The sequence below is a fragment of the Stenotrophomonas africana genome, from assembly GCF_013004645.1.
GTDB lineage: Bacteria > Pseudomonadota > Gammaproteobacteria > Xanthomonadales > Xanthomonadaceae > Stenotrophomonas > Stenotrophomonas africana.
The window spans coordinates 210914-235501 of sequence record NZ_JABEME010000002.1 but is presented as its reverse complement, the minus strand read 5'-3'; the positions used below and the strand labels follow the sequence as shown (position 1 = coordinate 235501).

At 66.5% G+C, this 24588-nt stretch carries 23 protein-coding genes and 1 tRNA gene; 10 read left to right on the top strand and 14 right to left on the bottom strand.

Annotated elements, in window-relative coordinates:
* Positions 1-138: 138 nt before the first annotated feature.
* From HLA98_RS05320 to cyoA, 5 genes are all read right to left on the bottom strand, one after another.
* Complete coding sequence (locus tag HLA98_RS05320) at positions 139-810, bottom strand: SCO family protein (RefSeq protein ID WP_057501791.1); 672 nt, start codon at positions 808-810, stop codon at positions 139-141.
* A gap of 142 nt (positions 811-952) precedes the next feature.
* Positions 953-1285, bottom strand: coding sequence for a cytochrome o ubiquinol oxidase subunit IV (gene cyoD / locus HLA98_RS05315; protein WP_005411473.1), 333 nt, complete (start codon positions 1283-1285; stop codon positions 953-955).
* 1 nt (position 1286) lies between these two features.
* Positions 1287-1922 carry a cytochrome o ubiquinol oxidase subunit III gene (cyoC, locus tag HLA98_RS05310; protein ID WP_080281857.1) on the bottom strand — a complete coding sequence of 212 codons (636 nt, stop codon included), beginning with the start codon at positions 1920-1922 and terminating at the stop codon, positions 1287-1289.
* Positions 1919-3895 (bottom strand): cytochrome o ubiquinol oxidase subunit I, encoded by a 1977-nt coding sequence (gene cyoB, locus HLA98_RS05305; RefSeq protein ID WP_057501790.1) that lies wholly within the window; start codon positions 3893-3895, stop codon positions 1919-1921. The genes cyoC and cyoB overlap by 4 nt, the downstream gene beginning before the upstream one ends.
* A gap of 5 nt (positions 3896-3900) precedes the next feature.
* On the bottom strand, positions 3901-4806 hold the full coding sequence (cyoA, locus tag HLA98_RS05300) for a ubiquinol oxidase subunit II (protein ID WP_057501789.1): 906 nt from the start codon (positions 4804-4806) through the stop codon (positions 3901-3903).
* Between the two features lie 183 nt (positions 4807-4989).
* On the opposite strand from cyoA, the gene HLA98_RS05295 reads away from it, so the two are divergent.
* Genes HLA98_RS05295 through HLA98_RS05280 form a run of 4 tightly spaced genes read left to right on the top strand, consistent with a single transcriptional unit; the run spans position 4990 to position 8862 of the window.
* On the top strand, positions 4990-6405 hold the full coding sequence (locus tag HLA98_RS05295; RefSeq protein WP_057501788.1) for an aminotransferase-like domain-containing protein: 1416 nt from the start codon (positions 4990-4992) through the stop codon (positions 6403-6405).
* A gap of 55 nt (positions 6406-6460) precedes the next feature.
* Entirely contained in the window at positions 6461-6739 is a 279-nt protein-coding gene (locus HLA98_RS05290) for a hypothetical protein (protein ID WP_232015488.1), read from the top strand.
* Positions 6739-7338: a DUF6436 domain-containing protein gene (locus HLA98_RS05285; protein WP_057501787.1), complete on the top strand. Its 600-nt coding sequence runs from the start codon at positions 6739-6741 to the stop codon at positions 7336-7338. The genes HLA98_RS05290 and HLA98_RS05285 overlap by 1 nt, the downstream gene beginning before the upstream one ends.
* Positions 7339-7347: 9 nt before the next feature.
* Positions 7348-8862 carry an aminotransferase-like domain-containing protein gene (locus tag HLA98_RS05280; RefSeq protein WP_057501786.1) on the top strand — a complete coding sequence of 505 codons (1515 nt, stop codon included), beginning with the start codon at positions 7348-7350 and terminating at the stop codon, positions 8860-8862.
* Positions 8863-9073: 211 nt separating this feature from the next.
* Here HLA98_RS05280 and HLA98_RS05275 read toward each other — a convergent pair whose 3' ends face one another.
* Both HLA98_RS05275 and HLA98_RS05270 read right to left on the bottom strand, forming a co-directional pair.
* Positions 9074-10375 (bottom strand): aminotransferase class V-fold PLP-dependent enzyme, encoded by a 1302-nt coding sequence (locus tag HLA98_RS05275; RefSeq protein ID WP_129550616.1) that lies wholly within the window; start codon positions 10373-10375, stop codon positions 9074-9076.
* A complete protein-coding gene (locus HLA98_RS05270; RefSeq protein ID WP_080392891.1) occupies positions 10375-12777 on the bottom strand; it encodes a TonB-dependent receptor plug domain-containing protein in 2403 nt (800 codons plus the stop codon). Before HLA98_RS05270 ends, HLA98_RS05275 begins: the two co-directional genes overlap by 1 nt.
* A gap of 199 nt (positions 12778-12976) precedes the next feature.
* Here HLA98_RS05270 and HLA98_RS05265 point away from each other — a divergent pair, with 199 nt between their 5' ends.
* Genes HLA98_RS05265 through HLA98_RS05255 form a run of 3 tightly spaced genes read left to right on the top strand, consistent with a single transcriptional unit; the run spans position 12977 to position 15623 of the window.
* Complete coding sequence (locus HLA98_RS05265) at positions 12977-13804, top strand: AraC family transcriptional regulator (RefSeq protein ID WP_049444325.1); 828 nt, start codon at positions 12977-12979, stop codon at positions 13802-13804.
* 13 nt (positions 13805-13817) lie between these two features.
* The gene (locus HLA98_RS05260) at positions 13818-14897 is read left to right on the top strand and encodes an alpha/beta hydrolase family protein (RefSeq protein ID WP_057500774.1); all 1080 of its coding nucleotides are present in this window, start codon (positions 13818-13820) and stop codon (positions 14895-14897) included.
* A gap of 54 nt (positions 14898-14951) precedes the next feature.
* Positions 14952-15623, top strand: coding sequence for a VOC family protein (locus tag HLA98_RS05255; RefSeq protein WP_057500775.1), 672 nt, complete (start codon positions 14952-14954; stop codon positions 15621-15623).
* A 1-nt stretch (position 15624) separates the two neighbouring features.
* On the opposite strand, the gene HLA98_RS05250 is transcribed toward HLA98_RS05255, so the two are convergent.
* From HLA98_RS05250 to HLA98_RS05240, 3 genes are all read right to left on the bottom strand, one after another.
* Positions 15625-17031 (bottom strand): TPM domain-containing protein, encoded by a 1407-nt coding sequence (locus HLA98_RS05250; protein ID WP_057500776.1) that lies wholly within the window; start codon positions 17029-17031, stop codon positions 15625-15627.
* Positions 17032-17033: 2 nt separating this feature from the next.
* The gene (locus tag HLA98_RS05245) at positions 17034-18869 is read right to left on the bottom strand and encodes a M3 family metallopeptidase (protein ID WP_057500777.1); all 1836 of its coding nucleotides are present in this window, start codon (positions 18867-18869) and stop codon (positions 17034-17036) included.
* 73 nt (positions 18870-18942) lie between these two features.
* Positions 18943-19449, bottom strand: coding sequence for a hypothetical protein (locus HLA98_RS05240; protein ID WP_057500778.1), 507 nt, complete (start codon positions 19447-19449; stop codon positions 18943-18945).
* A gap of 82 nt (positions 19450-19531) precedes the next feature.
* Between HLA98_RS05240 and HLA98_RS05235 the strand changes: the two genes are divergently transcribed.
* Positions 19532-20158, top strand: a complete 627-nt coding sequence (locus tag HLA98_RS05235) for a YiiX/YebB-like N1pC/P60 family cysteine hydrolase (protein ID WP_057500779.1) — start codon at positions 19532-19534, stop codon at positions 20156-20158.
* Positions 20159-20213: 55 nt separating this feature from the next.
* On the opposite strand, the gene HLA98_RS05230 is transcribed toward HLA98_RS05235, so the two are convergent.
* The 3 genes from HLA98_RS05230 to ubiA form a co-directional block, all read right to left on the bottom strand.
* Positions 20214-20375: a hypothetical protein gene (locus HLA98_RS05230; RefSeq protein ID WP_164745118.1), complete on the bottom strand. Its 162-nt coding sequence runs from the start codon at positions 20373-20375 to the stop codon at positions 20214-20216.
* A 272-nt stretch (positions 20376-20647) separates the two neighbouring features.
* Positions 20648-22072, bottom strand: a complete 1425-nt coding sequence (locus HLA98_RS05225; RefSeq protein ID WP_170272458.1) for a short-chain fatty acid transporter — start codon at positions 22070-22072, stop codon at positions 20648-20650.
* A 188-nt stretch (positions 22073-22260) separates the two neighbouring features.
* Entirely contained in the window at positions 22261-23154 is an 894-nt protein-coding gene (gene ubiA / locus HLA98_RS05220) for a 4-hydroxybenzoate octaprenyltransferase (protein WP_057500781.1), read from the bottom strand.
* A 149-nt stretch (positions 23155-23303) separates the two neighbouring features.
* Here ubiA and HLA98_RS05215 point away from each other — a divergent pair.
* Together HLA98_RS05215 and HLA98_RS05210 are read left to right on the top strand one after the other, a co-directional pair.
* Positions 23304-23380: transfer RNA gene (locus HLA98_RS05215), tRNA-Arg, on the top strand.
* A gap of 92 nt (positions 23381-23472) precedes the next feature.
* Positions 23473-23658, top strand: coding sequence for a hypothetical protein (locus tag HLA98_RS05210; RefSeq protein ID WP_057500782.1), 186 nt, complete (start codon positions 23473-23475; stop codon positions 23656-23658).
* A 156-nt stretch (positions 23659-23814) separates the two neighbouring features.
* Here HLA98_RS05210 and HLA98_RS05205 read toward each other — a convergent pair whose 3' ends face one another.
* On the bottom strand, positions 23815-24588 hold the full coding sequence (locus HLA98_RS05205; RefSeq protein WP_080392892.1) for a hypothetical protein: 774 nt from the start codon (positions 24586-24588) through the stop codon (positions 23815-23817).

Here is a 24588-nt window from a genome sequence, read left to right as displayed (position 1 = left end):
AGCATGTAGAGCCGAGCCTATGCTCGGCTGCTGTTTGCAGGCTGCGCGGTAAGCACGGAGCCGAGCATCGGCTCGGCTCTACAGCTGTGCCAACCAAGGTTGGCAACCATCAGGAGCAGTGGTCGGCACACACCAGCATCAGCGCGCGGCGAGTGTGTCGCTGTGCTTGAGGCTGCAGCTGGCCAGCGCGTCATTGCCTGCCGCCGAGTGGGCCGGCTCCAGCAGCAGTCGCTGCACGTCCGAGAACAGCTTTTCCACCGGCATGCCGTACGGCGCGAACAGGCGCAGGCGGCCCTGGCGGTCGAACACGTAGCCACCGGCGATGTGGCTCATCGTGTAGGTATCCGGTACCTGGCCGGGCTCCTTCTCGTAGAACGCCTTGAAGTCGCTGGCCATCGCGGCCAGTTGTGCTTCATTGCCAACCAGTGCGATGGCCTTGGGGTCGAACGCTTCCACATAGGTGCGGGCGACTTCGGGCGTGTCGCGTGCGGGATCGACGCTGACGAACACCACCTGCAGCTGGTCGGCATCCTTGCCCATCAGGTGCTTCACCTGGCTCAGCTCGACCATCGTGGTCGGGCACACGTCCGGGCAGCTGGTGAAACCAAAGAACAGATAGGTCACCTGCCCCTGCAGGTCCTTCGGGCCACGCACGGTGCCGTGGCTGTCGGGCATCGACCACTGCTGGCCAAGTTCTTCGCAGGCGATGTCCTTGGAGTAGAAGTCCATGCGCGACTGCGCGCTGCAGCCAGCCAGCAGGCCGATGGCGAGGCCTGCCAGCAGCGGCAGGCGGAATCGGGGAGAGAACAACGAACGGACAACAGCAGCAGGACGCTTCACGGGTACCACCAACGCAGACGCGGGCGGGGTCTCGGTCAGGCCTGCCCTTGGGGGAAAGAGGACGGAGGTGCCGAGGTGATCGCGCGGTCCATGCCGATCACCCCGGCCACGGTCAGTTGATCATCATGTGGTAGTGCATGCTCCAGATGATCCACACCGACAACGCGACGATGATGAACAGGATCACCAGGGTGAACACGAAGCTGGCCAGGTTCCAGCCACCTTCGGACTTGCGGTCCATGTGCAGGAAATAGACCAGCTGCACCAGGATCTGCGCCACTGCGAAGCCGACCAGCAGGAACAGCGTGAGCGGCCGCGACAGCACCGGGTTCATCACCAGTGCGAACGGCACCACGGTCAGCAGCGCGCACAGCACGAAGCCGATCAGGTAGGACTTGGTGGAGCCGTGCGCATTGCCGGCGCGCGAAGTTTCGACGTGGGCCATGTCAGAAGGCTCCGATCAGGTAGACGAAGGTGAAGACGCAGATCCACACCAGGTCCAGGAAGTGCCAGAACAGGCTCAGGCACGACACGCGGGTGATGTTGGTCGGGGTCAGGCCACGGCGGTAGACCTGGTGCATGACCACCGCCATCCAGATCAGGCCGCTGGCCACGTGCAGGCCGTGGGTGGCGACCAGCGCGAAGAACGCCGACAGGTAGGCACTGGTGCTGGGGCCTGCGCCTTCGTGGATCAGGTGCGAGAACTCGTAGATCTCCATGCCGATGAACGAGGCACCGAGCACGAAGGTCACGCCCAGCCAGCGCAGTACTGCCGAGGTGTCGTGGCGATGCATCGCCAGTACGGCCTGGCCGTAGGTGATGCTGGAGACCAGCAGCAGGAAGGTCTCGGCCATCACGAACGGCAGCGAGAACAGGTCCTTGCCGGTGGGGCCACCGGCGTAGGCGGTGCTGAGCACCGCGTACGAGGCGAACAGCGAACCGAACAGCACCAGGTCGGACATGAGGTAGACCCACATGCCGAAGACCTTCATGCCGCCCTGCTCGTGGCCATGGTCGTGTTCGTGGTGGTCCTCGTGCGCCTGCGTGTCGCTGGCCAGCTCGGGGCGGGTCAACAGGTTCATGCGCTTACCTCCTTCAGCTTGGCAAGGTTGGCCGCTTCGGTGCGCGCCACCTCTTCGGAACTGACGTAGTAGTCCACGTCCTCGTCGTAGGAACGCACGATCAGGGTCACGATCATCGCGATGAAGCTGGCTGCGGCCATCCACCAGATGTGCCAGACCAGGGCGAAGCACAGCACCAGGATCCAGATGTTGAGGATCAGCGGCACGCCGGTGTTCTTCGGCATGTGGATCGGTGCGTACTTCTTCGGCGGCGGCGGCAGGCCGCGCTTCTTCGCTTCGTGGAAGGCGTCCAGCTCATCGGCCTTGGGCACCACGGCGAAGTTGTAGAACGGCGGCGGCGACGGCGTGGCCCATTCCAGCGTACGTGCATTCCACGGGTCCCCGGTCAGGTCCAGGTTGCGCTTGCGGTCACGCACGCTTACGTAGATCTGCACCAGCATCAGGATGATGCCCGCGAACACGAAAAGTGCACCGATGAAGGCAGCGATCAGGTACGGCGTCCACGCCGGGTTGTCGTACTGGTTCATGCGGCGGGTCATGCCCATGAAGCCGAGCATGTACAGCGGCATGAAGGCCAGGTAGAAGCCGATCACCCAGCACGCGAACGACCACTTGCCCAGGCGCTCGTTGAGGGTGAAGCCGAACACCTTCGGGAACCAGTAGGCGAAGCCGGCCAGGTAGCCGAACAGCGCGCCGCCGATGATGGTGTTGTGGAAGTGCGCGACCAGGAACAGGCTGTTGTGCAGCAGGAAGTCCGCGCCCGGGATGGCCAGCAGCACGCCGGTCATGCCACCGATGGTGAAGGTGACCAGGAAGGCGATGGTCCACAGCATCGGTACGCTGAACTCGACGCGGCCGCCGTACATGGTGAACAGCCAGGTAAAGATCTTCACGCCGGTGGGAATGGCGATGATCATCGTCATGATGCCGAAGAAGGCATTGACGCTGGCGCCGGAACCCATGGTGAAGAAGTGGTGCAGCCAGACGATGAACGACAGGATGCCGATCGCCAGCGTGGCGCCCACCATCGACTTGTAGCCGAACAGCTTCTTTCGCGCGAACGTGGCGGTCACTTCAGAGAAGATGCCGAACGCCGGCAGCACCAGGATGTACACCTCCGGATGGCCCCAGGCCCACACCAGGTTCACGTACATCATCGGGTTGCCGCCCAACGTGTTGGTGTAGAAGTTGAAGTCCAGGTAGCGATCCAGGGTGAGCGCACCCAGTGCCACGGTCAGGATCGGGAAGGCGGCGATGATGATCACGCTGGTGACCAGCACGGTCCAGGTGAACACCGGCATCTTCATCAGGGTCATGCCCGGCGCACGCATGCGCAGGATGGTGATGAACAGGTTGACGCCGGTCAGCAGCGTGCCGATGCCCGAAGCCTGCAATGCCCAGATGTAGTAGTCGACACCCACGCCTGGACTGAACTCGATGCCCGACAGCGGCGGATAGGCGACCCAACCGGTCATGGCGAATTCGCCAACGCCCAGCGAGATCATCATCAGCGCGGCGCCGACCACGAAGATCCAGAAGCTGAAGGCGTTGAGGAACGGGAACGCCATGTCGCGCGCGCCGATCTGCAGCGGCACGATGATGTTCATCAGGCCGACCACGAACGGGGTGGCCACGAAGAAGATCATGATCACGCCGTGAGCGGTGAAGATCTGGTCGTAGTGCTCCGGTGGCAGGAAGCCGTCACTGCCCGGCCCGGCCGCCGCCAGCTGCGCGCGCATCATCAGCGCATCGGCAAAGCCACGCACCAGCATGACCAGCGCCACCACCACATACATGATGCCGATCTTCTTGTGGTCCACGGTGGTGAACCAGTCACGCCAGAGCGGGCCCCACAGCTTGAAGTACGTCACCGCACCCAGCAGCGCAAGGCCACCCAGCACCATGGCCGCCAATGTGACCACGACGATCGGCTCGTGCAACGGCACGGCCTCCCACGTCAATTTACCCAACATGTTCGTTACTCCTGGGAAACCTGGGCACCGCCGGCAGCGCCCGCCGGGGTAGCAGCAGCGGTGTTCTCACCGACGCCGATGAACTGGTCGATGACCTTCTTGAACAGCAGCGGTTCAACACTGGAGAAGTGCTGCACCGGTGCGTTCTTCGACGGCGCGGCCAGCGCCTTGAACTGCGTGAAGCTGAGTGCGTCGGGCGCGCTGCGCACCTCGGCCACCCAGCGCTCGAAGTCTTCGCTGCTGCTGGCAGTGGCGATGAACTTCATGTTCGAGAAGCCATGCCCGCTGTAGTTGCCGGACATGCCGCGGAACTGGCCGGGCTCGTTGGCGATCAGGTGCAGCTGCGTGCGCATGCCGGCCATCGCGTAGATCTGCCCACCCAACTGCGGGATGAAGAAGGTATTCATCGTCGAGTTGGAGGTGATGTTGAACGCCAGCGGGCGGTTGGCCGGGAAGTTGAGCTGATTGACCGTGGCGATGCCCAGGTCCGGGTACACGAACACCCACTTCCAGTCGGTGGCGATCACGTCCACGTGCAGCGGCTCTCCGGCCACGTCCAGTGGCTTGTACGGGTCCAGTTCGTGGGTGGACTTCCACACGATCACCGCCAGCACCGCGATGATGATCAGCGGCACGCCCCAGACCACGATTTCCACCTTGGTGGAGTGCGACCAGTCCGGCGTGTATTTGGCCTTGGTGTTGCCGGCGCGGAAGCGCCAGGCGAACACGAAGGTCAACACGATGGCCGGTATCACCACGATCAGCATCAGGCCGATGCAGATCAGGATCAGGTCGCGCTGGGCGAGCCCGACCATGCCCTTCGAATCCAGCAGCACCCAGTCACAGCCCGACAGGCCGACGCAGGCCAGGGCGACCAGCGCCAGGCGGATGCGGTTCCAGCAGATATTCATTGGAGGTCAACCCTGTTGAAGAAGCGCGCTTGACCGGCTCGCCTGCGCGCAGCGCCCGGGCGTGGAGCGGCTACACTGTGGGTACGAGGTCGCCTACAAGCAGGCGAGCCACTCCAATCAAGCCCATACAAGATACATCATTGTATGGACTTGTGCACCTGCACGTATGGAAAAACCTGACCGATGACGCCACCTGCCGCCGGCCGCCGCCTGAAACACCCCAATCGCACCTGGGTTCGCCCTTTCCGCGAGGGCGCCGGCCCGCTGTATCTGCAGATTGCCCAGCAGGTGCGCGAGGCGGTGGATGACGGCGTGCTGCGCCCGGGCGACCGCCTGCCGCCGCAGCGCGACCTGGCCCAGCAGGTGGGCGTGGACCTGACCACGGTCACCCGTGCCTTTGCCGAGCTGCGCCAGGCCGGCCTGCTCGATGCGCAGGGCGCCGGCGGCACCTTCATTGCGCTGTCGGCCGGCAACCGCAGCACCTCGGTCGACCTGAGCATGAACATCCCGCCGCTGCTGGGCAGCGCGCCGTTCGCACAGGGCATGGAGGCCGGTTTCCAGCACGTGGGCCAGCAGCTGGGCCAGGGCGAGCTGATGAGCTACCACGTCGGCGCCGGCACCCGCGAGGACCGCGCCGCCGCCGTGCAGTGGCTGGCGCCGATGCTGGGGACAGTCGGTGCCGATCAGGTGGTGATCTGCCCTGGCGCGCAGACCGCGCTGTGCGCGCTGATTCTGGCCCGTACCCAGCCAGGCGAGCTGATCGCCGCCGAACAGCTGACCTACCCGGGCCTGCTGGCCGCCGCGCGCGTGCTGCAGCGGGGCGTGGTGCCGGTGGCGATGGACGCCGAAGGCATGCTGCCCGACGCCTTGGAAGAAGCCTGCCAGCTGCGCCGGCCGCGCCTGCTGTACCTGGTGCCGACCATCCAGAATCCGACCACGGCGACGATGTCGGCGCAGCGCCGGCAGGCCCTGCTGGCGGTAGCGAAGCGCCACGATCTGACCGTGATCGAAGACGATCCCTACTGGTTGCTGGCCGGTGATGCCGCGCCGCCGCTGGCCGCCCACCGCGACGCCGGCTGCCCGGTCTACTACATCTCCACCCTGTCCAAGTGCCTGGCACCGGGCCTGCGCACCGCCTACCTGGTGGTGCCGGCCGGCGAGCCAATGGAACCGGTGCTGGACGCGCTGCGCGCGATCGCGCTGATGCCGACCCAGTCGATGGTGGCGGTGGCCTCGCAGTGGATCCGCAGCGGCCAGGCCCAGGACATGGTGCAGCGCTTCCAGCAGGAACTGCGCGAGCGCCAGGCGATTGCCGCGCAGTACCTGCCGTCCCGTGCCCAGGCGCATCCGGCCGGCCTGCATGTGTGGCTGCCGCTGCCGCCACGGCTGGACCAGTACCGGTTGATCCAGGCCGCGCAGGAACAGGGCCTGGGCATCGCCAGCTCCGATGCCTTCAGCGTGGAAGAGCCGCCGCCGGGCAACGCGATCCGCCTGTCGCTGGGCGGCGCGGTCGACCAGAGCGCGCTGGCCGGGGCGCTGGCCAAGCTGAACGAGATCCTGTCCGAAGTTCCCGAGGCCCGCCACAACGCCATCGTCTGAACCGGGTGCATGGCGCCGAATCCATACAAAATGATATTTTGTATGCAATGTATGGATGAAGGGACGTGCATCGATGCGCGCCGAGAGACTGAAGTTCCACCTGGTAATGGCCGGGTGCGGTGGCTTTGTGGTGTTGATGCTGGCCGCGCTGGCCTGGGTCTGCCTGCAACCGCAGACCGTGGATGTGCAGGCCGCCGAACGCCACGCCATCGAGCAATGCATGCAGCGCAGCGAGGATCCGTCGCGTAGCGAGATCCAGCGCCGCTCGCAGGCCGATTCCTGCCGCGAGATGCGCAAGCAGTACGTGCACAAGTTCGGCGGGGACGCGTCCTGATGGGCGCAGCCGCGCCGCGTCGCCGCTGGCTGCTGCCGACGATGATCGCCCTCGCCTGCCTGTTCATGGCCGGCGTGGCGGCTGCGCTGTGGCAGTACTTCGGCTACAGCGCGCAGTCCACCTTCACCGAACAGGCCATCGTCTTCGACGACTCGCAGCTGCGCCTGCCGGCCGATCTGGCCGGAGATAACGGCCGCATCCGCGTGGTGCATTTCTGGGACCCGGCCTGCGGCGTGTGCAACCGCGAGACCGGTGCGCACCTGAGCTACCTGATCAGCATGTACCGCCGCGCCGGCATCGACTTCTACGCGATCCGCCGCCCGGGTACACAGGGCGCGCTGCCGGAGCCGCTGCGCAACAAGGTGATCAACCTGCCGACCATCGACGGTATCGAACACATCCCGGCCAGCCCTGCCGTGGCGATCTGGGACCGGCACGGCCATCTGGCGTACGCCGGCCCGTACAGCATCGGCATGGTCTGCAACTCGGCCAACAGCTTCGTCGAGCCGCTGCTGGACAGACTGGTGCGCGGCGAGACCGTGCGCCCGAAAGGACTGCTTGCCGTGGGCTGCTACTGCCCCTGGCAGGCCAAGCGCTGAGGACGCGCAATGACATCACCGACGCGGGCCGGTGCGGCCGCCGCAAACAACAACGGCGGTCACCTGTCCGAACCGACCGATGGTTATGGACAGGCTCCCGCCGTTGGAAGCAACGATACGCCCCGACATGCTCCGTACATGCCGCGACCGGATGTCGCAGCCCGCGAGTGGGTGCAGGACGTACTCGCCCACAGCGGGCCGATCTACCTGCGCATCGTCAATTCGCTGGAACGCACAGTGCGCCGCGGTGGTCTTGCACCCGGACAACGCCTGCCCTCGCAGCGCGCGTTGGCGCAGCAGCTCGGCGTCGACCTGACCACGGTCACCCGCGCCTTCGATGAAGCACGCAAGCGCGGCCTGATCGAAGCACGGGGGCCACAAGGCAGTTTCATCGCACCGCCCAAGGCCGGCTTCGACCAGGTGGTGGACCTGAGCATGAACGTGCCGCCGGTGCCTGATGCCGACGCGCTGGCAGAGACGCTGCGCCGTGGTGCCGCCGCCGTGCTTGCACGCAGCAACGCACCGAACCTGATGACCTATCACCTGGGCGGCGGCAACCCGACCGACCGCCACGCAGCGGCGCGCTGGCTGCAACCAATGCTGGGAAAGGTGGAGGATGCCAGCCTGTTGCTGACCGAAGGCGCGCAGGTCGCATTGGCCGCGATCCTGCTCAGCCAGGGCCGCGATGGCGACGCGATCCTGTGTGACACGCTGGTCTACCCGGGGCTGCTGCAGGCCGCCGGGGCGCTTGGGCGGCGGCTGGTACCGGTGGAAGGCGATGAGTACGGGATGTGCCCCGAGGCACTGTTGAGGCAGGCGCGCGGGAGTGGCGCGCGGCTGGTCTATCTCAACCCCACCTGCCAGAACCCGACCGCGCTGACGCTGTCGTTGCAGCGGCGCGAAGCGCTGGCACGCGTCTTGGAAAGCGAGAACCTGTTGGCGGTCGAGGATGATCCTTACTGGCACCTTGCCGAAGAGGCACCCATACCGTTGGCAACGCTGGCACCGCGCCACGTGTTCCATGTGGCGACGCTGTCGAAGGTGATCAGCCCCGGCCTGCGCACCGCCTTCGTGCGCTGCCCGGGTGCCGCGCACGCCGAGGCGATGGCTTCGGCCTTGCGCGCCACCCGGTTGATGGGGCATCCGCTGGTGGCGGCGCTGGCCAGCCAGTTGCTGCTGGATGGTTCGGCGCAATCGCTGCTGGCGCAGGTGCGCAGCGAGGCACGCGAACGCATGCGCATGGCGCGTTACCTGCTGGCACCGTCGCTGCTGCAGCGCGCGGAAGGGCTGCATGCGTGGTGCCGGATACCGGCGCCGTGGACCGATGCCACGCTGGTGCGTACCGCCCAGCTGCAGGGGCTGGCGATTGCGCCGTCATCGGCGTTCTGTCCGCCGGGGGTCTCGCACCAGTGCGGCGTGCGTTTGTCGCTGGGGCTGGCAGCGGACCGACGGCAGCTGGAGAGTGCGCTGCGGCGGATCGACCGGTTGTTGTTGTCCGATGCGTTGCCGGCGATCGAGCGGTAGTGCCGGCCGCTGGCCGGCGGAAGATTCCCCAGCACGGTCGGAATGTGCCAACCAAGGTTGGCACCCACCAGATCGGAGGTAGATCGTGGAATGGGATGTGCCGACCAACAGTTGGCACCCACCCGACCGGTAGCGCCGGCCGCTGGCAGGCGGAAGATTCCCCGGCACGGTTGGAATGTGCCAACCAAGGTTGGCACCCACCAAAGCAGGGTCAGGCCAAGGCGGAGAGGGCCTTCACCAGCGCATCCATCTGCTGCGGCCGGGTGAACACCGACGGCGTCACCCGCACGCAGGCGCCGGAGTCCAACCCGTCGCGATGGGTGGTGAACACGCGATGCTCGTCCAGCAGGCGCTTCTGCAGCGCCATGTTGTCTGCCACGCTGGTGCGCCCGCGCAGGCGGAAGCTGGCCAATGCGCTGGCCTGCGCCGGTTCGGGCGAAGACAGCACTTCGATGTGCGCCATCTGCCGTGCCGGCAGCGTCCAGCGCTCACGCAGGTAGCGCAGGCGCGCCTGCTTGTTGGCGGCACCTATGCGCTGGTGCAGGGCGATTGCTTCCGGCAGCGCCAGGTAGGCGGCAAAGTTGACCGTGCCGGTGTGCACGCGGCTGCCCACGCGGCCGTCGTCGGTCTCGCCCATGTACGGATCGAGGTCCGCAACGCGGCCCCTGCGCACATACATCGCGCCGACGCCGACCGGCGCACCGATCCACTTGTGCAGGTTGATGCCCACGAAGTCAGCCTTCAGGTCCGGCACGGCGTAGGCGATCTGACCGAAACCATGGGCAGCATCAACGATCACATCGATACCGCGTGCGCGCGCACGCTCGGCGATCTCCGCCACCGGCAGCACCAGCCCATGGCGATGGCTGACCTGGGTCAGCAGCACCAGCTTCAGGCGCGGCAACCGCGCGAATGCGTCCTCATACGCCTGCAGGGCCTGCGCGTGGTCCGGCACCGCTGGCAGCGCGATACGCTCGACCTGCACGCCGCGACGCTGCTGCAGCCAGCGCATCGCACCGATCATGCTGTCGTAGTCGATGTCGGCATACAGCACCTGGTCGCCAGGCTGCAGGCGGTTGTAGCCGCCGATCAGCGCCAGCATCGCCTCGGTGGCGCCGCGGGTCAGTGCGATCTCGTCGGCGCCCACGCCCAGCAGTTCGGCCACCTGCCGCTGCACCGCCATGTACTGCGCCGGGAACTCACGACGGCCGTACCAGGCGTTGCCACGGTTCACTTCAGCGGTATGGCGCTGGTAGCTGGCCAGCGTCTCGCGGCCCATCGCACCCCAGTAGCCGTTCTCCAGGTGGTTCACTTCATCGGTGATGTCGAAGTGGCTGGCCACGGTGGCCCAGTAGCCTTCATCGCGGGCCAGCACGTCCGGCGCCACGGTCGTTGCGGGAATCTGCATGGGCGCAGCGTAACCCGCGGCCGCCATGGCGGGCAGTGAAGACAGTGCGGCGGCGGCCGGCAGCAGTGCACCGGCACGCAACAGGGAGCGGCGGTTGCGGTCCATCAGAAGCTCAGCCGGTACTGCGCGTACAGGTTGGCGCCGTCGGTGTCATACGGTGCATTGCGCGAGTAGATCAGGCCGCGGCTGGCCTGGAACACGGCCTCATCCGGATAGCGGTCGAGCACGTTGTCGGCGCCGACACGCAGGCTGTGGTGCTCGTTGATGCGATAGCCCACCGCGAGGTCGAGGAAGCTCATCGCACTGAAGCGCTGGTAGATGTCGCCCACCGCATTGCCGCTGGCGTCGGTCCAGGCGCCGTAGTAGCGCATGCGCGCCATCAGCGACCAGGCGCCGATGTCCCAGCTGCCGGTCAGGCTGCCCTTGTGCTCGGGCAGGCGGTCTTCAAACAGCACGCGCTGGGTTTCGTTGGTGGCCACCGAGGTGCTGCCATTGTCCACGCGGGTGCGGTTGTAGTTATAGGCCAGGGTCAACGTCATGCGGCCGGCGCCGAGGTCGCGCAGGTAGTTGCCGACCACGTCCACGCCGGTGGTGGTGGTATCGAAGTCATTGGTGAAGTAGTTCACCGAGGTGTAGCCCAGCGGGTTGGGCGTACCGGCCGGAATGGCGAAGCTGGCCGACTGGCTGAAGCGGTCGGTGAGCTTGATCTGGTAGACGTCCACCGAACCGGACAGGCCCAGGTCGGTGCGCCAGGTCAGGCCCAGCGAGGCGGTACGCGATTCCTCCGGCTTCAACGGCCTGGCACCGAGCAGCTGCGCCAGCGGATCGTTCGGCGACAGGCGGCCACTGGTGAAGATCTGCAGCGTGCGCGTGTCCAGGCCCTGGGTGGTACTGGTGGTGTTGAGCTGCGCGGGCGTCGGCGCACGGAAGCCGGTGGACACGGTGCCGCGCAGGGCTACGTCCGGGGTGATCGCGAAACGTGCCGACAGCTTGCCGTCCAACGTGCTGCCGAAGCTGGAGAAGTCCTCGTAACGGCTGGCCGCGCCGATGCTCCAGCGCTCGCCCAGCGGCACTTCCATATCCACGTACGCCGCCTTGCTGCGCTGGCTCCACTGCCCGGCCTGGCTGGCCGAGAAACCCGGCGCACCGTTGGAATTAGCCTCCAGGCCCGCGGCCGCACCCGGGCCCACCGCGTACGAGGCGGGGTCACCGGCGCGCACCTGGTAGGTCTCCTGGCGGAACTCGCCACCGAAGGCGACGTTGATCGGCTTGGACAGCGCGCCCACCTCCCACTCGTAGTTGAAGTCGGCGTTGGCGTTCTTCTCGGTCTGGGTCAGGCGGCCGAGGTCGAACGCGGTCGGGCTGGCCGGACCCAGGGAAGCATTGATCGAGTTCTTCAGGCTGTAGTCGATGGCGTTGCGACCATACGAAGCACTGACATCCCAGCGCAGCTTGGGCGTGATCTCACCGCGCAGGCCGCCGACCAGCTGCAGGTCGTTCTGCACGTTGCCGTACTGCGGGCTGAAGCCCACCGGGTACAGCGAACGCAGGTTCCAGCCTGGGAAGATCGGGGTGGTGCGGTAGGCGCCGGTGGTGGTATCGGGGTTGCGCCAGTTGAAATCGCTGACGCCATCACTGTGGCTGTATAGGCCGAAGGCATAGAGCTCCAGCGTCTCGCTGGCGTTGGTCTTCACGTTGAAGCCGACGCGGCGGCTTTCCAGTTCCGGTTGGCCCCAGCGCTGTACCGGGTTGGGCACCTCCAGCTCCGGATGCGCGGCCTGGAACGCAATGGCATCCGGGCGCTGGCGGGTGCGCGAGGTGGCATCGGAGTTGGACGATTCGGCGAACAGCACCAGGCTGCCGTAGTCGCCCAGCGACCAGCCGGTGCGCGCACTGAAGTCCCGCGACGCACCGTCACCCTGCGCGTACTGCGAATAACCGGCGGTGATCTCGGTGCCCGGGCCATCCTCAAGAATGATGTTGATGACACCGGCGATGGCATCCGAGCCGTACTGTGCCGATGCGCCGTCGCGCAGCACTTCGATGCGCTTGATCGCACTGGTCGGGATCTGTGCCAGGTCGGCTGCCTGCGCACCACGGTTGCCGAGCAGCGCGCTGCGGTGGAAGCGGCGACCATTGACCAGCACCAGGGTCTGGTCCGGTGACAGGCCACGCAGGGTCGCCGGGCGCACGAACACCTGGCCGTCCGCCATCGGCAGGCGCTGCACCACGAACGATGGCACCAGCTGGGCCAGCACGTCCTTCAGGTCGGTGGATTGAACGGACGTGATGTCTTCCTTGGTGAACACGTCCACCGGCGCCAGCGTTTCGAACTGGGTGCGGTTGGAGGCGCGGGTGCCGGTGACCAGCATCGCGTCGAGCTGGGTGGGTGCGGCGCGGCTGCCGCCTGCGGTATCGACCGCATCGGCCTCCGCTGCGATCGCGCCTCCTGCGCTGGCCATGGAAAGGGCAAGGAGGATGGAACGCGAAAGCTTCGAACGATGCACGGCAGGGCTCCGGGAGGACGCGACAGGGCCAGCACCTGTGCGGACACAACAGGCCTGGACAAGGCGCGCAGTCTCGGCCCGATCTGTGAAGGAGGCATGACGTCAGTACGACAGCTTGATGCCGCACAGGCGCAAGAACTGCTAAGCGCCGCGCCTGCCGATCCGCTACTGTGCCGGCATTGGATTCGGGGAAAGGCAGATGAGCGCGGCGGGCAAGGCGTTGTGGTACATCGAAACCCATGCGGACCGGCCATTGGCGCTGGCCGATATCGCCACCGCAGCGGGGCTGTCGCCGTTCCATCTGTCACGTCTGTTCCAGGCCCGCACTGGCACCTCGGTGGTGCGCTATCTGCGGGGACGGCGCCTGACCGCTGCCGCGCAGCGGTTGGCGAACGGCGCGGGCGACATCCTGCAGGTCGCGCTGGGGGCCGGCTATACCACCCACGCCGCGTTCACCCGCGCCTTCAGTGAACAGTTCGGGCAGACGCCGGAGCGCGTACGCGAACAGGGCACCGATGGGCTGGCGCTGGTACAGGCGATCCGCGTGGATGATGCGCCGGTGCCCTGCGGTGAAGCGCCGCGGCTGCTCGACACGCCCGCTTTCCAGGTGGTGGGCATCGGCATGCGGCATACCCGCGACAGTGGCGGCGCGATTCCCGGCCAATGGGCGCAGCTCAACCGCGAATGGCCGAAGCCGGCACCGATCAGCTTCGGCGTGTGCTGCAACAGCGACGACGATGGCGGCTTCGATTACATCGCCGCACTGCCGGCCAGCGTGGTGCCGAGCGTGCCTGCGCACTGGCAAAGTGTGCACATTCCGCCGCGTCGCTATCTGGTGGCCTGGCACGGCGCGCACATCTCGACCATCCGCTCGACCTGGTTCTGGCTGCTGGATCATTATCTTCCTGCTTCCAACCTCAGCCTTGCCGATGCACCGGATCTGGAACGCTACGACGCCCGATTCGATGAGCACACCGGCAACGGCGGCGTGGAGATCTGGCTGCCAGTCGACGAACGTCCCAACTGACAAGGAACTGAAGATGCGCATGATGGCCGCTGTGCTGGGAATGATCCTCATGGTCTCCACTGCCGTGGCCGATGCCAGCGAGACGCGGGCGGCCGGCGAGCGCCACGGCGCCACCACGGTGGCCAGCGCGGCTGTGCGCGATGCGCAGCACCACGACGCGCTGCGCTACACGGTCTGGTACCCGGCGCTGGCCGGCAGCCGGGAAACCGCGCTGACCATCGGCCCGCCCGACGCGCCGCTGTTCGACGTCGGACGTGCAGCAATGGATGCACCGATCGCGGGTGATCGCCTGCCAACGCTGCTGCTCTCGCACGGCAACGGCGGCAGTGCGCGCATGATGGGCTGGCTGGGCACCGCGCTGGCGCGTGCCGGGTATCTGGTGATCGCAGTCGATCATCCCGGCAACAACGGCGTGGACACGATGACCCTGCCCGGCAGCATGCTGAGCTGGCTGCGCGCGGATGATCTGCGCGCTGCGCTCGCGGCCGTGCGGGCCGATCCAGTGCTGGGCCCGCATGTCGATGCTGAACGCCTGGGTGTTGCCGGGTTCTCGGCCGGCGGCTACACCGCGCTGCTCGCAGCCGGTGCACGACCGGACCTGCAGCGACTGCTGGCCTTCTGCCTCGCACATCCGCATGACGGCGTCTGCCGGCCTCAGCAGGAGGCGGCAACCCACACGATGGAGGCGCGTGTTGCCGCTGCGGCCTCTCCCACACTGGCGCCATGGATCTCCCAGGCCAACGACGCGCGCGCGATCCCCGGCGTGCGGGCGGCATTCCTGCTGGCTCCGGCGATCATCCAGGCCTTCGCGCCCGAGCAGCTGTCCTCGTTGCGGCTGCCCGTGTCGATCGTGCTGGGTGAGGCTGACACGGTTGCGCCGCCACAGACCAATGGCGCGGCCGCCGGTGCCCTGATTCCGGGCGCGGAACTGCAGCGCTTGGCCGATGTGGGCCACTATGATTTCCTGGCCGCGTGCACCGCGACCGGGCAGCAGCGGCTGCAGGAGCTGTGCACTACGTCGGTGCCAAAGGCGCAGACCCACGCGCAGGCAGTGGATGCAGCGATACGGTTCTTCGACCATTCACTGCGCTAGTGGCCGCCGCGCTGCGCCCGGCGCTACAGTGGAGGTGTCCACGGAGGATCGATCATGCGCCTGCTGCACCTCACTCTGCCGGTATCCGACGTCGGTGCCGTGGCCAGCTACTTCCACGATGTGCTGCAGCAGCGCGTGGTCGGCACCCATGTGCACATCGGCTGGAGCACGATCGAACTGCAGCCCAGTGAAGGACGTCCTGTCGGAGGCGTGCACCTGGCCTTCAACGTACCGGACAACCGCTTCGGCGAGGCCATGACCTGGTTGCGCGAACGCACGCCACTGCAGCGCAATCCGGCCGGGCTGGATTACTTCGCGCTGGAAAGCAGCTGGCAGTCGCAGTCGGTGTACTTTACCGGCCCCGATGGCTTGATCCTGGAACTGATCGGCCGCCGCCGCTTGCCGTCCAGTACGCATCAGGGCGCCTTCCACGGCAGCGAGCTGACCTGCCTGAGCGAGGTCGGCCTGCCCAGCCACGATGTCGACGCTGTGCGCGAACAGTCCAACCTGCGGTTCGGCCTGCAACCGATCAGCCCGCCTTCGCCGCAGTTCGCGCCGATGGGCGACGACGAGGGCCTGCTGATCGTGGTCGCTGCGGACCGGCGCTGGTTCCCCGAGCAGAAGGACCTGCCCAATGCGCAGGGCCTGTTGCTGCAGGTCGGCGACGTGGCCGGCCCGGGTGTTGTGGAGGACACTGCACTCGGCTGGCGGGTACAGGCGACCTGAACTACCAGCTGCCCGATGCGCCGCCACCACCGCTGCGGCCGCCGCCTCCAGACCAGCTGCTGGAACTGCTCGACGACGAACTCGACGAGGACGACGAACGGGACGACGTGCGTTCGCGGGGTGATGAAGCCCGCCCACGTGCGCGCTCGCCCGGCGACATGGTGAACAGCCATACGAAGTACAGCAGCACGCCACACACACCGGACACGATCATCGCCAGCAGCCGTGGATCGTCACCTTCGGCACGATGGATCGCCAGCAACGCGCCCGCGGCATAGCCGAGGGTCAACAGCACCAGCGCCGTCATGCGCACGGCGAAGCTGCTGCGGTTCTTCTTCCAGCGTGTGCGACAGGCCTGCACCAGCAGGAACACCATCAGGGTGACAACGCCCGCGGCGGCCTGCAGCAGCAGATGCCGGGCCAGGCCCGGTGGCAGCTGGCCGCGAAGCAACGCCTGCACCAGAAAGACCGCGCTGAGTACCAGCATGCCGCACAGGACGACGCGCACCCCGCGGCTGCGACGCCAGCACCAGCCGAGCAGGGCCGCCACCGGCACGCCCAGCACCATCACGAAGCACAGGCCCGGCAGCAGGTGGCGTGGCAGCAGCAACGCCACGGACAGCGCGCCTGCGGCAACCACCGCTGTCAGCAGCATCGGACGCCCCCAGGCCGGCAAGGTCGGCCAGCTCGGTCTTGGTGCCGACGCATTGGCGGCCAGTGCCTTGCGCCGCCGCTCCCGACGGCTGCCGCTGAAATCGTCCTCGGTCTTCGCCGGCGGGAGAGGCGGCGGCGAGCGCCACAGCCCAGCCAGGAAGCCGGCCAGCAGGGTCAACGCCACCACCGAGTCTGCACGGCGCCAGTCCGCAGGCAGCACGTTGCTGGCCGACGGTTCTTCCCATGCCGGCAAGTCCTCGCCCTCGATCAGCGCCACCATGATCGTCGTGCCATCGAGCACGCCCTGATCGAAATCGCCCTCACGGAAGCGCGGTACGATCGCGTTGTCGATGATGCGAGCGGCGTACGCGTCCGGCAGCGCACCTTCCAGGCCATAGCCGGTCTGGATGCGTACGCGGCGGTCCTGTACCGCCACCAGCAACAACACACCGTCGTCGACACCAGCGCGACCCAGCTGCCATTGATCGAACACCCGCTGTGCGTAGGCCTCGATGCCCTCGTTGCCTACGCTGGGGACCACCAGCACCTGCAGCTGCGCACCTTTCTGCACCTGCAGCTGCAGTGCCTGCCTGCGCAGGGTGGCGCGGGTTTCAGCGGACAGCGCGTTGGCAGTGTCCACCACGGGATCGTCCAGCGCGGGGACCGGGATTGCCGCCAGTGCCGCCATCGGCAGCAGGCACAGCAGCAACAACAGCCACGTCCTGGCTGCGGTCTGCTGTCCTGCGCGCAGCATGCTCACGTACCCTGCCCTGCCTCGATCCGCGCATGCAGCGCTTGAAGCTGTGCCGCCGTCCGGTTGAACACCTGCAGGTCGGCATCCACCAGCGCCGCCCAGTCGGGCGCATGCCCCAGCAGTTGCGCCACCTGCGCGTTCGGTGCGCGATCAAAGCCCTCGCCAAGCACGGCAAGATAGCGCTCACGGAAGCCTTCGGGGTCACGCTGGTCCTGCACGTACAGCTGCACGGCCAGCAGCCCTGCGTACAGGTAGTTCACCAGATAGTTCGGGTCTTCATACATCAGGCGCTTGCCGATCCAGGTGTTGCGCAGCTGAGGGTAGCGCTCAGGTTGCTGGCCGAAGCGCGCCAGCACCTGCCCGGTCAGCGCGTCCAGGTCGTCGGCGGTGCCCAGCGTGCCGGCGGCAACACCCTGGTAGATCGACTGCTCCAGCTGCGCTTCCTCTGAAGAGGTGAACAGCTGCAGCACCATGTCGTCCAGCAGCGACTTCAGGTAATAGGCCTTGGCGCGCGGGTCCTGTGCCTGCTGGTACAGCTGGTCGCGGAAGCGCAGCTCGTTGTAGATCGCGAACGCTTCGGTCAGCCACGGGCTGCCATTGCGCTGCAGCGGCGACGCATGACCGCGCTGCATCCACTCGCCATGCATGGCATGGCCAGCTTCATGCGCAATTTCGACATCGCTGTCCAGATCACCACGGCGCACGCCAACGAACAACATCGCCGGCACACCGGGAGCGCTCACCGGGAACGCGTCCTGGCTGCGGTCACCGCGTTCGGTGGCCAGATCCATACGCTGGTTGGCCGGATCGAGCAGTGCGCGCAGTTCGGCGACGTACGCCGGCCCCAGGTGCTGCATGGCATCGGCGGCGTTGTCGCGCAGCTGCGCCAGCGTCAGCACCGGTGGCGTGTAGCCGGCATCGGGCACCGTGGTATCCCAGATCTGCGGCGCAGCGATGCCCGATCGCGCAGCGTGGTGCAGCAGCATCTCCTGGTAGGCGCGGCGGTCACCCGCGTGCTGTTCGATGGCCACCAGCGTTGCATCCACTACGGCGGTATCCAGGCCCATGCGCTGGTAACCGTGCGCCGGTGCCGAGCCATCGCCCTGCAGGCGTGCGGCAGCATCATTCACCTGCACCAGCCCCAGCAGCACCGAAGCCATCGGCTCACGGCGCGAGTGCAGCCCCTGCCAATAGCCCTTCCAGCCGGCCTCGCGCAGCGCGCGGTCGGGCTGCTGGGCCAGCGCCTGCTTGTCGCGCCCCGTGTCCCAGTGCCGGCCGCCGTGCTCGATCTGCGGGTACTCGGCACTGCGCAGGATCTGCCCGCGCAGGCGCGCGAAGCTGTCGAGCGCCGGATCGGCCAGTGCCTCCACGGCCTCATCCAGCGCGGCGTTGGCCGGGGTGGCGGACTCCTTCAACGCACGCGCGCGCAGGAAGGCATAGGGCGCTGCCCACGGCGCATCTGCGGGCGCCTCGCGCAGAGCGGTGCGGCCGCTGCGGGCAATGCGGCTGCACAGCCCCATCACCTGATCCAGCGCCTTGGCCGGACGCTGATCACGCGCAGTGCGGGCGGCCTGCAGGTGCAGGTAGCCGTGATGGCGCAGGCACTGCGCCTCCAGTATCTCGGCCTGCCGGAAGCGTTCCGCGGGTGCAAGGGTGGACGCCTGCTGCAGGGCCTCGACGCGCTTGCCCAGCGCGTCACGCGCGGCCTGTTCGGCGGTGGCATTGGCGAAGTAGGCGCGATCATCGGCATGCGCCGGCTGTGCCTGGGCGCCGCTGAAGTGGGCTATCGCCAATACGGCGGCGACGGCGGTGGTGGCGTGCTTCCTGAAAGCCTGCATCGGCGTCTCCCTGCCTGGACCAGGGATCGAGACTAGCAGTCACTGGCCCGCCGCGCCTGTGCCGGATCAGGCTTCAGATCGACTCGTCCTCACGCTTGACCAGCGTCCAGCACGGCGTCTGAGCAAAGGTGTAGGTCTGCTGGTCGCTGCTGTCCGGAGTACGGATCTGCACCTGCCGCTGCCCGTCGGCCAGGAGGCTGACCTGCATTTCGCGGCCCTGCCCGGCCAACGCGGCAGGATCGGGCATCACCGGCCACTCCACATCGGCCAGCGCCAACCGGCTTTCCACCTTGCGCGGTTCCGGCTCGGCCTCTGCATCGATGTAACTGTCCAGCAGCGGATCGGCAGTAGCCTTTTCCTGCAGCGCGATCTCGTTGCCGAAATGCTCCAGGAACGTATCGAATTCCGGGTGGGTGCATTCACTGCGTGCAGCCACAGCTGTGGGCTCGGCGACGGTGGTCGCCGGCGCCGCTGCGGCAGGCGCGGCGTCGGCGGGCATTGCCTGCGGCGCAGGCTTGCACCCCACCAGCACCGCGCCGCAGGCAAGCGTCAGCACTGCGGCAGAACGGTATCGACGCATGGGCTCATCCTGAATCCGGTCCGGTCGCCCCATGCTACCGCGCATCCTACAATTCCGGCATTCCGCCTGTCCGAGAGTCCTCATGCACCGCCTTCTGCTCCTGATCGGTCTGCTGCTGCCCGCCCTGTGGCCTGCCGTGGCGTTGGCCGTTGATGTCCACGAAGGCGACCTGCTGTTCGTCACCGCCGGCCGCAGCGGCCTCAGTGCGGCCATCGACGATGCCACCGGCAAGCAGGGTTCGACCAGCTTCGATCACGTGGCCCTTGTCGCCTCGGCGCCGAAGGGCTGGGAGGTGCTGCACGCGGACGAGAAGGGATCGCGCCGGCAGTCGCTGGCCGAGTTCCAGCAGGACGCCCAAGCCAAGCAGCGGCAGGTCGTGGTCTATCGCCTGCGCGCGCCGCAACAGGCGGCCATCAAGGAGGCGGTCGCCACCGCGCGCACGATGCTGGGCAAGCCGTACAACACGTCGTATGTGTTGAACGAGAACAGCTACTACTGCTCGGATTTCATCGAGCGCGCCTTCCGCCGGCATCACGTGTTCGCACTGCAGCCGATGAACTTCCGCAACCCGCAGACTGGAGAGATCGCCCAGCACTGGGTGGATCTGTACCGCAGCATGGGCATGGGCGTACCGCAGGACCAGCCCGGCACCAATCCGAACGACATGTCGGCGGCGGCAGTGCTGCAGCGTATCGGCGTGCTGGAATAAGCAAAGCCCCGCGGGGGGGCGGGGCTCTGCGTATTACAGGAGGTGGGTACCGACGTCACTCTTCCTCGTCCTGCCCACCCTGCTGCTGGTTCTGGTTGCGCTTCTGCTGTTCCTGCTGCTGTTGCTGCTGCTGGTCGCGGCCACGGCCCTGCTGCTGATCCTGCTGGTTCTGCTGGCCCTGCTGCTTCTGGTTCGGGTTCTGGTTCTGCTGTGCCATGTCCGATCTCCAAAGCCACTCGCGGAATGCGGTGGACGTGGCCATCGTCTGCAGCGAATGGTTAATCACGCGTGGGTGGATGGCTACATCTGTGTGTACGCCTGTGAATGAACGCGCAGAATCCCTTGTGGCACAAGCGGCTGAAGGATTCATGCAGGTTCGGCATGTGCTCATGCCATCGTCAGCGTGCACGCATTCATGGCGTTCGCAGCTGGAAACACGCGCTGAACAAGGTTGGCTTCCCGGCTCACGCAGGGACGCCAACGCTTCATTCAGGGCATCACCGGCGGGACGTACGCCAAGGTCATCCCCAGCAGCCACAGCAGGCCCAGCACCAGCGGGATGTGCACCAGCAGCTGGATGAAGGTGAAGCCGACGATGTCGCGTGCCTTCAGCCCCAACACGCCCAGCAGTGGCAGCATCCAGAACGGATTGATCAGGTTCGGCAGCGCTTCGGCCGCGTTGTAGACCTGCACCGCCCAACCCAGGTGCGCCTTCAGTTCATTGGCGGCCTGCATCACGTACGGCGCCTCGATGATCCACTTGCCGCCGCCGGACGGCACGAAGAACCCCAGCACCGCCGAATAGACGCCCATCACCAGCGCGAACGAATCGGTGCTGGCCACGTGCACGAACAGGCTCGACAGCCGGTGTGCCAGGGTCTGCCCGTCACCACCAGCGGCGTGGGTGAGGATCATCGCGATGCCGCCGTACAGCGGGAACTGGATCAGCACGCCGGTCGTGCTCGGCACCGCCTTGGCCACCGCGTTGAGGAAGCTGCGCGGCCGCCAGTGCAGCAGCAGGCCCAGCGAAATGAACAGGAAGTTGTAGGTGTTGAGGTTGGCGATGGCGGTGACCACCGGCTTGTTGGCGAACTCGTTGAACAGCCAGCCGAACGCCAGCAACGAGAGCAGCACGGTCAGCAGCGGGCTGTATTCCAGCCACTCGCCCGGGCGCGTGCGGCGCTGCAACGGTTCCGGCTCGGCCTGCGCGGCGCCCGGGAAATCCTCGGCGGTACGCGCACTGCCGGCAGCCGGTGCGGTAAGCCAGGCGATCAGCAGCGAAACCAGGATCAGCACTGAGGTCAGGGCGATCGACTGCCACAGGAAGATGGTTTCGGTGAACGGCAGAACGCCGGTGATCTCCACCAGGCCAGGCGGCATGCTGGCCGGGTTGGCCTGCAGCTGTGCAGCGGACGAACTCAGTCCCATCGCCCACACCGCACCCAGACCGAGATAGGCCGAAGCACCGGCCGCGCGGTAGTCCATGTGCAGTTCGGTACGGCGGGCCAACGCGCGGACCAGCAGGCCGCCGAACACCAGCGAGAAACCCCAGCTGAGCAGCGAGGCGAGCATGCTGACCAGGCCCACGTACACCACCGCGCCACGACCGGTGCGCGGCACACGGGCGAGGAAATCGATGAAGCGTGCGACCACCGGCGCCGTCGCCACAGCGTAGCCACCGATAACCACGAAGGCCATCTGCATGGTGAAGGGAATCAGGCTCCAGAAGCCGTCGCCGAAGGCGCTGGCGGTGGCCTGCGGGGTCGAGCCGAAGCCCATCGCGGCCAGCGCGACGATGACCACACCCAGTACCGCGAATACATACGCATCGGGGAACCACTTTTCCGCCCAGGCGGCCGAGCGCAGCGCTGCACGCGCCATCCAGCCGTCCTGTACTGCTGCCGTCGAGGCCATCGCCTACCCTCCCAGGTTCGATGGCTCGATTCTGGGCGGTGGGGTGCGGGCTGTCAGCCACCTATTGGTCGTAGGTGGTGGGATACCCGGCGCTGTGCGGCCGACGCCCGAGCACGGGCTCGGGCGCTACGGATATCCGGTTTCGGGGTTGCCCCCTGTAGAGCCGAGCCCACGCTCGGCTGCGCTTCTCAGCGCAGCGCCAGATCCACGGCGATACTGGCAAACAGCGCGGCACCCACCCAGTTGTTGTGCAGGAACGCCTTGAAGCACGGGCCACGTTCGCGGTTGCGGCAGATCCAGAACTCGTACACCACCAGCACCGTGGCCACCGCCACGCCCGCCAGGTAGTAGCCGCCCAGCCCCCCGCGCACGCCAACCAGCGCCATGGTGGCCAGGAACAGCGCGTACAGCACGCCCTGGATGACCAGGTCGAGATCGCCGAACAGGATCGCGGTGGAATGCGAGCCCATCTTCAGATCGTCCTCGCGGTCGACCATGGCGTACCAGGTGTCGTAGGCGGTGGACCACAGGATGTTGCCGGCATACAGCAGCCAACCCAGCATCGGCACCTCGCCCTGCACGGCGGCGAACGCCATCGGGATGCCCCAGCCGAACGACATGCCCAGGTAGACCTGTGGCAGATGGGTGTAGCGCTTCAGGTACGGGTAGCTGGCGGCCAGGAACACGCCGATGAAACTCAGGCCAATGGTCAGCCCGTTCAGGGTCAGCACCAGGCCGAACGCCACCAGCATCAGCACGGCGAACAGGGCGAGCGCGGCGCGGCCGCTGATTGCGCCGGTGGCCAGCGGACGCGCCTTGGTGCGTTCCACGTGCGGGTCGAGCCAGCGGTCGGCGTAGTCGTTGATGACGCAACCGGCCGAGCGGGTCAGCCACACGCCGGCGGTGAACACGAACAGCGTCCACAGCGGCGGCAGGCCGCCTGCGGCCAGCCACAACGCCCACCAGGTGGGCCACAGCAGCAGCAGCGTGCCGATCGGGCGATCGGCGCGCATCAGACTCCAGTAATGCCGCCAACGCGGCGTCGCCGGCGACTGCGGCGAAGTGAGGGGGGTATCAGCCATGGCGATAGGATACTCCTGCGCCTCCGGCAGGGCTTTGCCCGTGGGGGGAGATTTGTTCGGCGAAACTGGATAGAATGCCCGTCCCGCACCGCCTCATGGCGCTGCGATGCCCGCCCCGGCACTGGCCGACGGCGCGGCGGTTCTACAACGCGCCCGTAGCTCAGCCGGATAGAGTAGTGGCTTCCGAAGCCATTGGTCGGGGGTTCGAATCCCTCCGGGCGCGCCATCTGTTCCATGGCGTCAATCACTTACGTCGCTTGGCCCAATCTAGCCTACTAACGACCCGCCTACGGGTGCGTGCTGGGATATGTTGCGCTCATGGTCAATCCGCGACTGACACCCGACCAGCTCGGCCTCGCTCGTGCCTTGCTCGATGAAGTGTGGGCAAGACTCGTGGACCTGAGCGGCGGCGGCAAGGAGCTGCTCTTTGGCTATCGCAGGGAGCTCGCGAAGGAGCTGTCCTATGACGAGCGCAGCAAGCCAATGGAACGGCACAGGCTATGAAAGCACATGGCGGCATCTGCCCCATATGCAACGAGGCACTGCCCGAGCGAGGTGCCGTTCTGGACCGCGTCCGGGCCACGACGGGTACACGCTCGAGAATACCCGACTGATCCAGGCCGACTTCGACAATGCCCAGCAAGCGGCGAAGGGATATGCCTAAGCTGGAACTGCTTCGCCTTGCAGCCCCTCTGGTGCGGGGGGGATCTCAACAGCGCCTTCGTCCTTCACTAGACGTTCCCGGAAGTTTCGCAGTGCGTCCTTCGCGGCAATCACGCCTGCCTCATGCTCGTGCAACTCCTCATTGGACAGCAGTCGCGCCTTCCAGTCGCCCTTTACCTGCTCAAGGACAGCAATGCGGATGGGGGCGTTCACGCCACCGGGATTCACCTTCACCGCGTGGTCGAGCATCCACGTCGTGGCAAAAATTGCGTCCTGAACCGTCGGGGGATCATCGCCCCAAAAAACTTCGCGAAATAGGCCCAAGAATGGGTCGATGATGGACTGACCACTGCCCATCGACACGTACCAGAGATTCTTGTTCTTCAACTCCGGTTGAAAGTCTGCGACTGCGTACTCGACAAGATGACGGCCAGTCTTGCACGGAAAGGCGACGAGGGCGCCGTATTGCCCAGTATTGCACTTCGTTTCCGCAAAATCGCTTACTGCAGCAACTGTCAGCGCCTTTGAGAAAGCGAATTCGTCATGGCATGGAATTTTCTTGTTCGCCCACAGGGCGCGCACCTGATTGCAGAATCGCTGACCCATGCCGATCTGTCCGGTGCCGGCGATGATGATGCGGTCATCGACAATGTCGATCTTCATCACGGGCTGTTCGATGGTCCTTTGTCCACCCGCTGTGGCTGAAGTCGCTGCGCTGTCTGCTCCGATTACGATTCCGTCTTTACAGTAAATTCCTACGAGTGCAGTCAC